Source organism: Thalassoglobus polymorphus, from assembly GCF_007744255.1.
GTDB classification, from domain to species: Bacteria; Planctomycetota; Planctomycetia; order Planctomycetales; family Planctomycetaceae; genus Thalassoglobus; species Thalassoglobus polymorphus.
On sequence record NZ_CP036267.1, the window covers coordinates 1,841,526 to 1,855,276 of the forward strand.

General features: G+C 48.9%; 11 protein-coding genes and 1 tRNA gene. 10 read left to right on the top strand and 2 right to left on the bottom strand.

The window, feature by feature from the left end; genetic code table 11:
* Window positions 1-291 precede the first annotated feature (291 nt).
* The 10 genes from ygfZ to Mal48_RS23195 all read left to right on the top strand — a co-directional run bounded on the left by ygfZ (window position 292) and on the right by Mal48_RS23195 (window position 12,400).
* Window positions 292-1,218 (top strand): CAF17-like 4Fe-4S cluster assembly/insertion protein YgfZ, encoded by a 927-nt coding sequence (ygfZ, locus tag Mal48_RS06750; protein ID WP_197442120.1) that lies wholly within the window; start codon window positions 292-294, stop codon window positions 1,216-1,218.
* 186 nt (window positions 1,219-1,404) lie between these two features.
* Window positions 1,405-2,676, top strand: coding sequence for an alpha/beta hydrolase family protein (locus tag Mal48_RS06755; protein WP_145197347.1), 1,272 nt, complete (start codon window positions 1,405-1,407; stop codon window positions 2,674-2,676).
* A gap of 286 nt (window positions 2,677-2,962) precedes the next feature.
* On the top strand, window positions 2,963-3,745 hold the full coding sequence (locus Mal48_RS06760) for a glycosyltransferase family 2 protein (RefSeq protein WP_391601805.1): 783 nt from the start codon (window positions 2,963-2,965) through the stop codon (window positions 3,743-3,745).
* A gap of 312 nt (window positions 3,746-4,057) precedes the next feature.
* Window positions 4,058-4,142, top strand: a tRNA-Ser gene (locus Mal48_RS06765).
* 493 nt (window positions 4,143-4,635) lie between these two features.
* Window positions 4,636-4,782, top strand: a complete 147-nt coding sequence (locus Mal48_RS23190) for a hypothetical protein (protein WP_197442121.1) — start codon at window positions 4,636-4,638, stop codon at window positions 4,780-4,782.
* A 291-nt stretch (window positions 4,783-5,073) separates the two neighbouring features.
* Window positions 5,074-6,552, top strand: a complete 1,479-nt coding sequence (locus Mal48_RS06770; RefSeq protein WP_145197349.1) for a DUF3375 domain-containing protein — start codon at window positions 5,074-5,076, stop codon at window positions 6,550-6,552.
* Window positions 6,545-7,168, top strand: a complete 624-nt coding sequence (locus Mal48_RS06775) for a DUF4194 domain-containing protein (RefSeq protein ID WP_197442122.1) — start codon at window positions 6,545-6,547, stop codon at window positions 7,166-7,168. Before Mal48_RS06770 ends, Mal48_RS06775 begins: the two co-directional genes overlap by 8 nt.
* Window positions 7,165-10,578, top strand: coding sequence for an ATP-binding protein (locus Mal48_RS06780; RefSeq protein WP_197442123.1), 3,414 nt, complete (start codon window positions 7,165-7,167; stop codon window positions 10,576-10,578). Before Mal48_RS06775 ends, Mal48_RS06780 begins: the two co-directional genes overlap by 4 nt.
* Window positions 10,578-11,738: a Wadjet anti-phage system protein JetD domain-containing protein gene (locus Mal48_RS06785; protein ID WP_145197354.1), complete on the top strand. Its 1,161-nt coding sequence runs from the start codon at window positions 10,578-10,580 to the stop codon at window positions 11,736-11,738. The genes Mal48_RS06780 and Mal48_RS06785 overlap by 1 nt, the downstream gene beginning before the upstream one ends.
* 320 nt (window positions 11,739-12,058) lie before the next feature.
* Window positions 12,059-12,400 (top strand): hypothetical protein, encoded by a 342-nt coding sequence (locus Mal48_RS23195; RefSeq protein WP_197442124.1) that lies wholly within the window; start codon window positions 12,059-12,061, stop codon window positions 12,398-12,400.
* A 562-nt stretch (window positions 12,401-12,962) separates the two neighbouring features.
* Here the strand turns inward: Mal48_RS23195 and Mal48_RS06790 are convergent.
* Complete coding sequence (locus Mal48_RS06790) at window positions 12,963-13,361, bottom strand: rhodanese-like domain-containing protein (protein WP_197442125.1); 399 nt, start codon at window positions 13,359-13,361, stop codon at window positions 12,963-12,965.
* 162 nt (window positions 13,362-13,523) lie between these two features.
* Window positions 13,524-13,745 (bottom strand): FAD-dependent oxidoreductase, encoded by a 222-nt coding sequence (locus Mal48_RS06795; RefSeq protein ID WP_145197358.1) that lies wholly within the window; start codon window positions 13,743-13,745, stop codon window positions 13,524-13,526.
* Window positions 13,746-13,751: the final 6 nt, after the last annotated feature.

The window sequence follows — 13,751 nt, forward strand, 5'->3', positions numbered from 1 at the left end:
TGAGACCATCTTTCGAATTGGTGTTCAGATTTTGCCTCGTGGCGAACAGCATTTTTACTAGAACCGGTCCGTAAACCTCTGGGATTGCTGCTTTTCTCAATGATTGAGAGAGCAATTTCAAATTTCAGGATCAGTTCTAGAGAAATGTGTTCTTCACGGGGACACGTTAGAGCAAACTGCTCTAGTAAGTGTGTATGCTGATTTTAAGGCAGCCCGGTTCGCGCGAGCCGGGCTGTCTTCATTTTTATGATCTGTCAACTTTTGCTTATTAATAATTCGGATTCTGAAACGATGGATACACTGCTGTTTGATTTGTCAGCCTGGTCACAAATTCAGATTACTGGCGTCGACCGGAAATCCTTCCTGCAGAGTTTCTGCACAAACGATATCAATAAGCTCGGTTCTGGAGCAGTTTGTGAAGTCTTCATCCCGGATATTAAGGGAAAGATACTAGGGCATCTTTTTGTTGTCGCGGAGGACGAACATCTGACTTTGCTAGCTGTTCCTGGCGCAAACGAAACGGTAGCGCCTCACCTGACGAAATACCTGCTCGGTGTCGAGGCGGAAGTTCAGGATAAGACCAACGACACTGGCCTGCTCTGCCTGATTGGTGACAACGTTGCAGATGTCGTCGGGGAGGCTGTCAGTCTTGAATTGAATCAGGGGCGGAAAATCGCACTGGGAGGAAACTCGCTGTTGATCGTTCGCGTCGACATCACAAACTTCCCGACTTATCTCGTATCTGGTTCACGAGAAGAGATTGAAGTTGCTCAACAGTACCTGCTTGAGAAAGGTGCCCCAGTTGGAACAGACGCGCATTTCGAGCGATTGAGGATTGAAGCGGGGTTCCCTTTCGCAGGTGTTGATATCTCTGCAGCCAACATCGCACAGGAAGCTGCACGAACCGATCAGACAATCAGCTTCACGAAAGGCTGCTACCTTGGTCAGGAACCGATCGCGCGTCTGGATGCAATGGGGCACACGAATAAGGAACTGCGAGGTTTGGTCATTGAAGCGGAGAGCGTCTCAAACGGAGCGTCTGTTCTGGCTGAAGAAAAGGAAGTTGGCACAATCACATCGGTTGCCCAACGAGGTGATGGAACAAGCGTTGGATTTGCGATTGTGCGTGCGAAATTCGCCAAACCTGGAACGAGTCTTGTCGTCACCGATGCGGTCGGAACCTATCCTGCAACAGTGTTTTGGCCAAGATTAGAGTAGAGGCGGTCTTGAAACAGATTCGAGTTTTTCGTCTCTGTGATGCACGTTTCAACGAGGAGAGAAAACTGTTCTCCACGAAGCAGAATGCGTGATTTTTTCAAATGAAGACTTATGAAGACTACTTCCGCGATGACGTGAAATCGGTAATTTTGAACTGACACATTTCCAGTACGATCGAGATCTCAAATGAAAATTTTATCAACCTTCGTTTTGATCGCTATGACCTCTCAGTTAAATGCTGACGAGATATCGACTTCGATTTGGGATCTGAAAGCTCTTTCAAAGCCACCGAAAATGGAGTGGGTTGATTCCAATGTCCCCATTCGATCATTGATCTTTACCGGGCCTGATTACAACGGTGAACCGACTCAGGTTTTTGCTTTCTATGCCACACCTGGCACCCTTTCCGGGGACACATCGAAAGACAAGAACCTCCCAGCCGTTGTCCTGCTGCATGGAGGAGGCGGGACCGCTTTCGCCGATTGGGTCGAACTCTGGGCGAAGCGTGGGTACGCTGCCATTGCACTCGATTTCTCTGGTCGAAGACCTGCTTCGCCCGTCTTCGATAGGAAAACGAATGAACTTGTCGTCGAGCGAAACCACGGCAAGCTTGTGCGAACACGATTACCGCATGGAGGACCGGAACATACTGGTCAGGAGAAATTCAACAACGTCGGCGGTGACATCACTGACGATTGGCAGTATCACGCGATTTCGAACATCTTGCTGGCCCATTCTCTTGTACGAAGTTTTCCGGAAGTCGATCCCGAACGGACAGCAGTCACCGGCATTAGCTGGGGCGGTTACCTGACATGCATCGCTGCCTCGGTTGATTCACGATTCAAAGCTGCCGTTCCAGTCTACGGATGTGGTTTCCTCTATGAAGGAGAATCTGTCCAAAAGCCGCAAATTGACCGGCTCTCCCCAGAGAAGCGAGAAGCGTGGATTAAAATGTACGATCCATCAAAGCACCTCGTGAACTGTCATGTCCCGATTCTCTTTGTGAATGGGACGAACGATATTCATTATCCCCTCAACAGTTACATGAAAAGCTATCACGCTGTTCCCGGCGAAAAGAATTTGCGTATCGAAGTCAACATGAGGCACGGACATCCATCCGGTTGGGCTCCAATGGAGATCGAGCAGTTTGTTGCCAGCAAAATCCATAACGCAAAACCTCTTGCAAAAATAGACCGACCGGAGCAACACGACGCACAGGCAACCGCCCGGTTTCAGTCGCAAGTTCCAATTTCGAAAGCTCATTTCCATTGGACAAGCGATAGAGGCTTGCTCTCCAAAAGGAAGTGGTCAACAACTGCCGCCGATCTTGACGTCAAAGGCAAAGTTCTCACATCACAAGTCCCCGATGACGCAACCATCTGGTATTTCACAGCGACTGATGAACGAGGCGCAATGACCTCCTCTGAAGTGATCTTTGTCGTTACGAAGAAAGAGTGAATTCTCCTCCGAGGTACAACAAGCATTGAACATCCCATTGAAGAATGCCGGGAATCATGTTTCCGGACAGGTCCAAAAAGTGCTTGGAGATGAATTGGTGACGTAAAGCAACGAGTCGGCATAACCGGACCCGGGAACTCTCGACAACTCTGGTTTTTCGAAGCCTCTCCCTGATTGGTGAACTAGGTTTTTCCAAAGCTATGTTACCTTTGGAGAGAAATTCGTGGTTACTTCTGTTGAATCGACTGAGTCCCCTAGCCGCGCGCTCGGGAGAATAGAATCATTGATGCACGCTGTCGCTGCGGACAATACATTGCCGCAGAGAACGATTGCAGTGATGCCCGCTTACAATGCATCGAAAACGATCAGGCGGACTCTCGAAGACATTCCCAAGGGAGTGGTTGATGAAGTCATTCTCGTTGATGATTGCAGCACCGACGACACTGTCGAAGTTGCGAAGTCATTGGGAGTGACTGTGATTGAGCACAAAAAGAACGGCGGTTACGGAGCCAATCAAAAGACCTGCTACGAGCACGCACTTCAACGTGGAGCAGATTTCGTAGTGATGATCCATCCTGATTATCAGTACGATAGCCGGGTCATGGGGGCCGCCATCGAGTTCATCAAACTCGGCATCTGTGATGTTGTCCTCGGTTCACGAATCCGGACCCGACGAGAAGCACTCAAGGGGGGAATGCCGGTCTACAAATACATCGCCAATCGATTCCTCACGACAATTGAAAACGTTGCATTGGGACAGAATGTCGGAGACTTCCATTCCGGCTTTAGAGCTTATTCGCGAGCAGTCCTGGAGAAAATTCCGTTTCAAACAAACTCCGATGATTTCGTCTTCGACAGCCAGTTTCTGGCACAAGCGGTCCACTTCGGATTTCGCATCGGTGATGTACCCGTTCCAGTTCGGTACTTCGATGAAGCCAGCAGCATCAATTTTCGCCGCAGTGCCAAGTACGGCCTTGCAACACTCGGCGTACTGGCTCAGTTCCATTTGCATCGCATGGACATCTGGAAGAATCGGCTCTTTCTCGAAAAACAAACCAGCAGTGATTGATAAGACTGATCATCTTCTTTTTACTGTTCGCGAAGAGTTCATTTCGCCTGACGAGCAGCTGATTTCCACGTAATAAAATGCTCGCATCCTTCCAAAGATGAGTCAGAAGTCAGGGATTGAGTACAGTATTTTTGGAATGAAGAGATGCTGCTCGTTCAGGTCAGAGATCCTTTCAATTTGGAAATCCGCCTCCTGCGAGCCTCTCGCCAGAGCTGAAATGGCTGAATGTCAAAATGAGCGGCGAGATTCCGTTTCTCATCACGAATCGAGGCAATTGACAAACAGTGGACCACCGAGTATTTTCTCTGGCCCGGAGAGATGACAGAGTGGCCGATTGTGCAGCACTGGAACTGCTGTGTACCGCAAGGTACCGGGGGTTCGAATCCCCCTCTCTCCGCTTAACATAATGCCTGCATGCCATAAGTGATTGGTTTGCAGGCATTTACTTTTTTGGGTCGGTTGGTTTTCGAACTTTGTGGCGGAATTTGTGGCGTTTTGTGGCTGAAATGTTCTCCGCTCTGGCTTTTGATAGTCGTTCGAGATGCGTTTTTCCAAAGGTGTTTTGGTACTCCGACGATCACTGGAGCGTTTGACTTCTGGACAGGTCGCGGATCGCTTTGCAGCGACTTCCCTTACTTCCAAAATCATCCCTCCGACGTCCCATCGTTAAATCCGATTCCGCAGTCCTGGCGATCTGGGCGTGACGACATCAGTGTCACAATGAACATTAGCGATGTGATTTCTTGAGTAGTCTCGACAACAGGTTGCTGGGACTGCGATTTGTGATTCGAATTCCGGTGCGTTAAAGGCGTCTTTGCGTAGAGCCGTTCTGGAAGGCCTGTAAGTCGAAGAACCATTCTCTCGGATGACGGGCCGATTTTCTAAGAACAGTGCCTCCTGCATACATCATTGTGGGGCGGTTAACACTCGAACAAGCTCGTCGAGCGGCAGACGTGTTCGTTCGTATTGTTGACCTTCCGTCTCTGCTTCGTGAGCGTGAATACAAGGCAGAACTGGAGCGAATTCGCCACCATTAAACCCGCAACGCCCAAGCCAGTCGTAGCCACCGCAAAAAGCGTATGGCGTTGTATCACGCGATGGGAATCAATCCCGAAAAAATCAAAAACGTCGACCCCAAACTTCCCCCTCAATAACCAAGAACTGGCGCTGTCCAGTTAGGCATTTCTCAATTTCTCACCGAAGATTCTAATTCAATCGAATTTACTCAAACCGTTTGATATCATCAGGGTCGGGACAAAAAAGAAATGGAGGGCTTTCAATGAACGTGGTGGGATGCACGTGATGACAACACATGTTGAGCTGGGCCTATGCAACTCGCCAAATTATTGGTCTATTTTGATACTTCGCCGGCGTTGAGCTTGCTGCGGTCATCGAACGCACCATTCATTATTGATTTTCTCAATCAACTGTTCAAACAGAGCGAACGGATTTCCTGGGCTCATTCTGAGCTCGTTACCGCTTTGATCGCTTACCAAGAGAATTTGCAAGAGACTGATCCCGGAAAACTGCCGTCTCGCGCAGATGCTTATCTTGCTGAGTGGTGTTCCAGCGAAACTCGGTGGCTCAGACGATTTCTGGAAGCGGATGCAGACGAACCAAGCTATCAGCTGACTCCACATACTGAAGACGTTTTTGCGTTTCTGGATCTTGTCCTTGGTAAGGATCTCAATTTCGTCGGAACCGAATCTCGGCTTAAGCTTGTGATCGACTTACTTGCGAATCTGGTTGTCGGTTCGTCAGACGATCCCGAAACTCGCTTGCAGCATCTGCGTAATGAACAGAAGAAAATCCAGGATGAGATCACTCAGATCGAGCAAGACGGCGTTGTTGCGACATATCGACCTGATCAAATTCGAGATCAGTTTGCTACCGCTGTTTCAATTCTGAAACAGTTGCAGGGAGATTTCCGCGCTGTCGAAGAATCATTTCGAGACATCACTCTCGAAGTCCAACAGCAACAGGTCGCGGGGCTCGCAGCACGAGGTGGTATTCTCGAGTACGCACTCAATGCAGAAGATGTCCTCAAGAAAGACGATCAGGGCGTTAGCTTCTATGAGTTTGTGAACCTCATTCTGTCCCCGGTACAAACTGAACAACTCGAACGGATCATCGCGGAAATTCGTAAGATTCCAGAACTGAGTCACCAACAGGAGGGGATGGAGACGGTGCGGGGAATGGTCACGTTGCTGCAGCGCGAGGCAGAGAAAGTCATGCGGACCAACCAGCGTCTTTCCACAACTTTGCGACGCCTGCTGGATATGGAAACTCACGCCGAGCGACAACGAGTGGCGCATCTCCTTCAGGAGATCCGAGGGTTGGTAATTTCACTTGGCGACCAACATGACTGCAATGACGTCGGTCTGACGGTTGAAGTCAACGCAGCGGTCGATTCACCATTTCGTCGCACCTTCTGGACGGAGCCAACCAGACTGGAGGTGGTCGACCTTACTGAATTTCAACCGGATGAAGCCGAACGGACAGATGTCTTCAAGCAGTATGCAGCTATGCATCGACTGGACTGGAACGCGATGCGAACCCAAATTGATGAATGCCTCAAGCTGCGATCTGCTCCAACTCTTGCGGATGTGCTCGATGAGTATCCACCGACCTCAGGAGCGGTCGAAGTTTTGGGTTATCTGCAAATCGCGAAAGATGACAATCATCACATTGATGAGACAGTCGAAATTCCATTATCGATTCCACCGATCCAGGGCAAGGGAAACTGGATTGAGGTGCGGGTTCCTTTGGTCACCTTCTTGAACAAGAGGAGGAATGGACATGCCTGATGAATTTCCGCAATTTCAAGAGTTCAGCATTCCGGCCGTCCTCCTGTTACGCGGGGTTGTGTATGCGGAAGATGAACGCGTATGGAATCTGCTCCTTTCCAATGCCTCTCGGTTAACAGACTACTTTGCTCGGTTGGGGCTTGTCTTGATCGTCAACGAATCCGAAGGCATGGCGTTCCTCCGCCAGATGTCCGACGAAGAAACGCCAAATGGCTACGATGCTATTCCGAAGCTCTTTCACACGTCGCGACTGAGTTACAAACAGTCGATCTTGTCTGTTCTTCTGCGAGACGAGTACCGACGCTTTGAAGAGGAAGAGGCACACGACGAGAAATGTGTGGTGGACGAATCTGCATTGTTTGACCAATGGAAAGCCCTTCGTCTCTCCCCTGGGGATGACGTCAAACAACTCAAGGAGATGCGGGCCACTTTCAAGCGACTGGATGACTTCGGATTCGTGCGCAGATTCAGCGATGATCCACCGACATGGGAAGTCCGTCGTATCTTGAAGGCGCGACTCCCTGCCGCAGAACTGGAGAGCTTAAAGGATCAACTGCTCTTGAAGAAAGAAGAACAGGCGACGGATCGGATCAGTGTAGACGAGGAGACAGCATGAGAAAACAAGCCGACACACTCTTCGAGAAAGCAGACTACGTGTCAGCCACGTTTTCGCAGTCTTCGGGGTTTCGCTTGAAGCGACTCGAACTCTTGAATTGGGGGACATTCGACCAGCAAGTTCATACGGTTTCTCCAGAGGGACAGTCGACACTGCTGGTCGGTCAGAATGGTTCAGGAAAATCGACACTGGTCGATGCAATTTTGACGTTACTGGTCAAGCCTGGTGTCCGCAATTTTAACGTTGCTGCAGGTGCCAAGAAACGAGAACGGACAGAGCGAACGTACTTCGAAGGAGCCTTTGACCGAAATGCGGATGGAGACAGTAATGGGATCAAGACTCGCTGCTTGAGATCGAAAAAGAAACACTATTCAGTCCTCCTGGCATGTTTCCAGAACAATGACGACGGAGCAGCCTTCAGCTTGACGCAGGTTTTGTACTGGAATGGGCAGAAAGTTGACAAAATTTACTGTTTCTCGGATGGCGACCGAACGATTACTGGTGATTTCTCACAACTGGACTCCAGCGATGGAATTCTTAAGGCCATCAAAGATCGCGACTTTAAGGCAACAAAGTCATTCACGGAATACGAAAGCTGGTTTCGGAAAATCACGAAAGTGAAAAAGAAGGCCATGGATGTCTTCAATCAGACCGTGGCTGTCAAGGACATTGAAAATCTCAATGAGTTCATCCGCAATCACATGCTTGAACCGCATAACTGGTCAGAGCGTCTGGAAGCATTGCTGGCGCACTTCACTCAGTTAAATAAGGCTCATGCGAGTTTAATAAAAGTCCGTGACCAGCAAGCCCTGTTGGAACCCGTTGCCAAACACGGTCGGGAGTACACCAGATTCAACGTGAAGCTTGAAAAAGCCATCAGGAAATCGCAGGGGCTGGATGCGTTCTTCGCAATGAAAACAATCGATGTCTTCGAACCCGCATTCAAACAGTTTCAACAGTCACTCGTTGAAGTGCGCGAACGAAACAAAAGCTTCAAGCAAGAGCTTGATAGAGTTGAAGAAGAGCAACGACGAATTAAGAACGAGATCGAAAACGAGGGTGGTGATCGACTCAAGATGATTCCGTTGCTGATTGACAATGCCTCTTCCGAGTTAAAGCGGAAACGAGAACGGTACGACCTGTACCAAAGTGCATTGACTCGAACTGAATTGAACACGCGTGTGACGTGTGAATCAGACTTTCAGAAAGTGCAACAGTTCATTTCAGATCAACGCGGTCAACTTGAAGCAACGATCAAAGCATATGAGGAGAACAGAACGGGCCTGGTCATAAGTCGTGGTCAAGTCCGCCAAGAGCAGAGCGAGTTATCAATCGAGTTGGCGAGTCTCGAAAGACAAAAAGGAAACCTTCCCGAATGGTCCGTTTCACTGCGAGAGAGTATCTGTCAGGAATTGGGGCTGAGTGAGAAAGAGTTGCCGTTCGTCGCGGAACTCATCGCAGTGCAGGAGAACCAGCGAGAGTGGGAATCATCGATCGAAAAAGTCTTGCACAGCTTCGGTCTCAGCCTCCTGGTTCCAGATCGGTATTATCACATGGTGAGTCGTCATGTTGAGCAGACCAAGCTCATTGCACGAGGACGCGGACAACGCCTCATTTATTTGCGGATCAGTGAGCATGCAACCTTGCAGAACAAGGCCGATCTCGATCCGGCTTCCATGCTTGGCAAGTTACGTTTCAAGGAAGGTCATTTATTATTGCCCTGGGTCAAGGCTGAGTTGGCTTCTCGTTTTGACTACCGCTGTTGTGAGTCAATTGAAGAATTTCAACAGGCATCTGGCTTGGCGATAACACTATCTCGGCATGTGAAAACTGGAAGTAAACGCCACGACAAAGATGATCGCGATCAACTGCTCAATAGAAGAAACTTCATCCTGGGTTGGGATAACAAGGAGAAGCGACAACAGATCACCGCGAGAATCGCTGAACTTGAGGCACTCGATCAGCAAACTTCTCAAAAGATCGCAGCCATTGATACTGACCTTGGTGCTATTCGAAACCGGATTCATGCCTGGGATGAGTTGCAAGCGTTTAACGATTTCTCAGAGATCGATTGGAAACAACATCAACAGGCCATCGATGATTTGAAGGCCGAGAAAACGGCCATCGAAGAGAATTCCGATGCTATTCAACTTCTTCGGGAACAGGCTGCGAAGTTGTCCTCTCGTCGCGAAGGATTGGAGTCTCAGCGCGACGATTCCATTCGTGCTGAAAGCCGACTTGAAAAATCGATCCAAGACGCGGAGAGGCTCATCCTCAACGCGGGGAATACGATCAACGAATACAAAAAGAACGATGTCTGGGAGCAATTCCGATCCGCATTTGCTGAGTTGGAATCTTCCGTTGATGAAAGTTGTTTTTCCATCGAAAGCCTCCTCCCAACGCAAGATTCTCTGCGGAAAAGATTGGAGAAAGAGCAGATCGTGCTGCGTAAAAAGCTCGATCCCATCGAAGAGCAGTTGACGCAGGCCATGTCCAAGTTCACTAAGAAGTTTCCCGAGGAAGCCGACCTGCTTCCGCGAGTTGCGTATCTGGACAGTTTTCTTGGTTTGCGTCAGCGGATCATTGATGAGGATCTCCCTCGACATACAGATCGCTTCAAAGAACGGCTTAATGATACAGTGACCCGAGAAATTGGTTTGTTCCGAGCCGCCCTGGAGAAAGAACGACGTAATATCGAAGACAAAATTGAAACGCTCAATCTTTCGCTCAGACAACTTGATTTTCGTGATGGAACGTACATTCAGCTTGACCCCCAGAGAGTTAAAAACCATTCGATCATCGAATTTCAACGGCAGTTGCGCGAGTGCGTCGAAGGGAGTTTTGAAGATTCTGCAGAGGCGAACGAAGCCAGGTTTGTGCGAATACAAAAACTTGTCGTCAAGCTTCAGGATGAAGGTCATCGTCGCTGGCGAGACAAGGTCGTCGATGTCCGCAACTGGTTCGACTTTCTCGCCAATGTGATCGATGAAAAGACACTCGAGCAAGTCTCCAGTTACGATGACAGCACTGGGCAATCGGGTGGGGAAAAAGCGAAACTGGCGTTTACGATTCTCGTGGCTGCCATTGCGTACCAATACGATCTTGACCCCAGCGAGCCTGACGAACAGCGATTCCGTTTTGTTGTTGTCGACGAAATGTTTTCCAAAGTTGACGATCAACATGCTGAGTACGCTTTGAAACTTTTCCGGCAATTTGGTCTGCAGTTGCTAATCGTCGCGCCGCTGGATGCGAAAGCCTGCGTCACTCAGCCGTTTGTGGGGAATTATTTGCATGTCACCAAGAAAAATAATCGGTCAGAAGTTTTTCAGATGACAGCGAAGGAGTTTGCTAATTACGTTGATGCAGCGGATGAACATCGAATCAGCAACTCTAAAAACAATACCGATTGATGATTCACCCGAATAAAATACGTCAGAAAGCGAACAATCTTTATCCCAAGTTCCAACTGGTCTGGCTTGATGGTGATGAATTCTTTCCCTGTCTCATTCCAGCTGATCGAAAATTGCCTGACGATCCTGCCGCAGCCATTCATGCTGTGCAATTGCTCAGAAGCGAATCGAAAGCAGAAAAGGGATTTGGATATTCGATTGACTGGCGAGAACGAACTTCGCGACGACATGGAAAGAATCTGGTCCCTGAAAAAATCTTCTTCTCAACTCAGATGGATTTCTTACGATTCATTGACAAGGAAGACGAGTTTGAAAACTTCACCAGTGCCGTGAAAATCATCCGTCAACATTACCCGGAAATTGAACGTTGGATTCGGTCCAATCGAAAATTGCTCGCTGATTCTGCTGCCGATATCGATGGACTGATTCTTGTGGTTGACTATTTGCGAGCGAACCCTCGCCCTGGCCTTTTCGCACGCGAGCTTCCCTTAAACATTGACACGAAGTTTATTGAACGAAATCAACGCATTCTGCGGGGGTGGCTGGATCTCTTATTGCCTCCAACCACGATTCGCGCTGATGAACAGCACTTCGCACGACGCTATGGACTGCAATACGATCAACCCCGTCTGCAAATCCGCTTTCTCGATCCAACGATTCAACAAGCATTCGGAAGTCCTTGGACAGACTGTTCCATTCCTTTAGAGACATTGGCAAAACAAAATGTCGATTCGGTCAACGTGCTCGTTGTCGAAAACAAAACCTGTTTGATGACACTTCCAAATCTGCCGAACACCCTTGCCATGGGAGGCATCGGAAATGCGGTTGCAGACTTTCGCCTCATCCCGTGGCTGCACCAATGCACCATCTGGTACTGGGGGGACATCGATGTCGATGGTCTCTCAATTCTCTCCCGTTTTCGCATCCATTTTCCAACTGTGAAAAGTCTCCTGATGGACATCGAAACTTTGTGTCGTCATCGAGAGCAACTCGGGCAGCGAGTTGATCCGACAAAAGATCCTTTCCCACCCGTCAATCTGACGAGTTTCGAGAGGTCTGCCTTCGACGTTTGTCACTCCGAGTTCCTGCGAATCGAACAAGAACAGATTCCCAGCACGGATGTCATCTCAATTCTGGAACGACTCTTCCCAAGAGATTGACTGAGAATCGTCCTTGCTCTACCACCAAATATCACAAAATTACCGGAAAACCTTCTCGCATAGAACGATGTATAGGACCATGTACGCATTGCCGTTCAAGAAAACCATTTGTTAATCTATGACAAGCAAATATTGCGTAACCATCTTCGATATAACGGCTTGCGAAACGGTCGCTTCCAAAGAGGAAATTCAACAATTCAGGCTGGTCGGTAAGCGACCGTTACTAATGTCTGGCGGAAGCTGATTCTCTTATGTGACTGCGACGAGAGTTTGTGATGAAAGCAGAAGTGAATATGCGCAATTCATTCCGGATTGATTGTTTGAGTACGATCGTTTTGCGAACCGGTTGTGATTCAGCGAACGTGGTTCAATCGTCGGAATCCGAGCGTTCCGAATTCATGGACCAGCCGACTGAACTGAGCCAAACAGAACTGCAAAGTTCGAAAAGCAAGGACGCATCATCAGAAAAGATATTTCGGCAACGCTTACTCCCAGTTTTCTCTTCACCAAATCCTTCGAGCTGTACGGAGTGCCATCTCAGCAGCGTTGCATTGAAAGACTACATTCGACCAAGTGCGGCAGAGACATTTTCAGCGTTGCTAACGCAAGGGTTGGTCAACGTTGATGATCCGAAGACCTCGAAAATCCTCACCTTTATCTAGCGGGCTCCTGACAACTCCTCTCGGGTGCAGAAGAAAGTGCGGCAGCAGGAATTTGATGCATTTCGTGACTGGATTTTGGCAGCGGTTGCCGACCCCAAACTCGCCTCAACTCAACCGTCCAAAGTTCGTGTTGGGCCCAAGGTATCGGATGAGGTAATTCGGCATACACGCATGGGGCGAGTACTCGCTTCGTTTATCGACAACGTCTGGACAGAAGTTGGCCGATGTGCGGCGTGTCGCTCAACTCTTGCCCAATGCCCAGAGCGTATTGAACAGAGCGTATTGAACAGAGCGTATTGAACAGAGCGTATTGAACAGAGCGTATTGAACAGAGCGTATTGAACAGTGCGTATTGAACAGTGCGTATTGAACAGTGCGTATTGAACAGTGCGTATTGAACAGTGCGTATTGAACAGTGCGACTTGCGTGCAACCACCGATTACGACGAGGGAGAACGAGAGGGAAGAACATCTCCCATGTCCAGAGGAACACCAAGCCCAGCACTGTGAGACTCGGCTTGGCAAATCGACTCCACTCTGTCAGGTCATCCAGCACTCTTCGACTACTCCGTTGCTTTGGAGAAGCCGGCGGCAATCAATTCTTTGTATCCAGGTTTCACCGCTTTCACTTTGTAGCCGTACCTCTCCAGGACATTTCCCACCGTCACTGCTCGTTTCCCGACGACGCAATGCGTGTAGAGAGTTTTGTCCTTCGGCAACACTTTCAGTTCAGCCTTGGTGACCCCATCACGAACCTGGCTCAAGGGGAAAAAGATCGCTCCTTGGACGTGGCCCTGATCCCATTCTCGTTTTTCTCTCACATCCACAAGCACAGCCTTCTCATTGTCGATATTCCTCTTGATTTCTGAAAGTGATTCCTTGGTGATATCTGCTGCGGAGAGAGTCCCAACGGAATTCAGAATAGCAACAACTGTGAGCGCATAGGAGTAGGTGAATCGCATAACGACTCCTTTCATTTTGGCAGGTATGGTTCTGGTGTTTCTCAGAGCATGAATAGTAACATCCGAGGTACGTTGACTGAATGTCAATGTAAAGTGAGAAAGAGATGCTCCGTGAAACTGTGAAACTTATCGAAGGAAATCGATAGGAACAGGTCAGTGTCATTATCTACTCCAGATGGAGTACAATCTCGCAACAATATTGGCTGGTGTCAGTCCTCCCTTTGCGAGTTGATGAAGAAGTGCCTGGAATGTGTGAAAATTCCGTCGGTCAATCAGCGTTATGTCGACCTCGGCTTTCTTCAGCTGGCGAACCGTCTCCAGGCCACCAAATCCACCACCAATGACGACAACTTGGTGCCGTTGCCTTTCATTTAAATCATTCATCAACGT

Bases quoted from the DNA above. Each gene is read 5' to 3' on its own strand.
- Mal48_RS06790 (WP_197442125.1), bottom strand. From the start codon at position 13,361: ATGCGATTCACCTACTCCTATGCGCTCACAGTTGTTGCTATTCTGAAT.
- ygfZ (WP_197442120.1), top strand. From the start codon at position 292: ATGGATACACTGCTGTTTGATTTGTCAGCCTGGTCACAAATTCAGATT.
- Mal48_RS06755 (WP_145197347.1), top strand. From the start codon at position 1,405: ATGAAAATTTTATCAACCTTCGTTTTGATCGCTATGACCTCTCAGTTA.
- Mal48_RS06780 (WP_197442123.1), top strand. From the start codon at position 7,165: ATGAGAAAACAAGCCGACACACTCTTCGAGAAAGCAGACTACGTGTCA.
- Mal48_RS06795 (WP_145197358.1), bottom strand. From the start codon at position 13,745: ATGAATGATTTAAATGAAAGGCAACGGCACCAAGTTGTCGTCATTGGT.
- Mal48_RS06775 (WP_197442122.1), top strand. From the start codon at position 6,545: ATGCCTGATGAATTTCCGCAATTTCAAGAGTTCAGCATTCCGGCCGTC.
- Mal48_RS06770 (WP_145197349.1), top strand. From the start codon at position 5,074: ATGCAACTCGCCAAATTATTGGTCTATTTTGATACTTCGCCGGCGTTG.
- Mal48_RS06785 (WP_145197354.1), top strand. From the start codon at position 10,578: ATGATTCACCCGAATAAAATACGTCAGAAAGCGAACAATCTTTATCCC.
- Mal48_RS06760 (WP_391601805.1), top strand. From the start codon at position 2,963: ATGCACGCTGTCGCTGCGGACAATACATTGCCGCAGAGAACGATTGCA.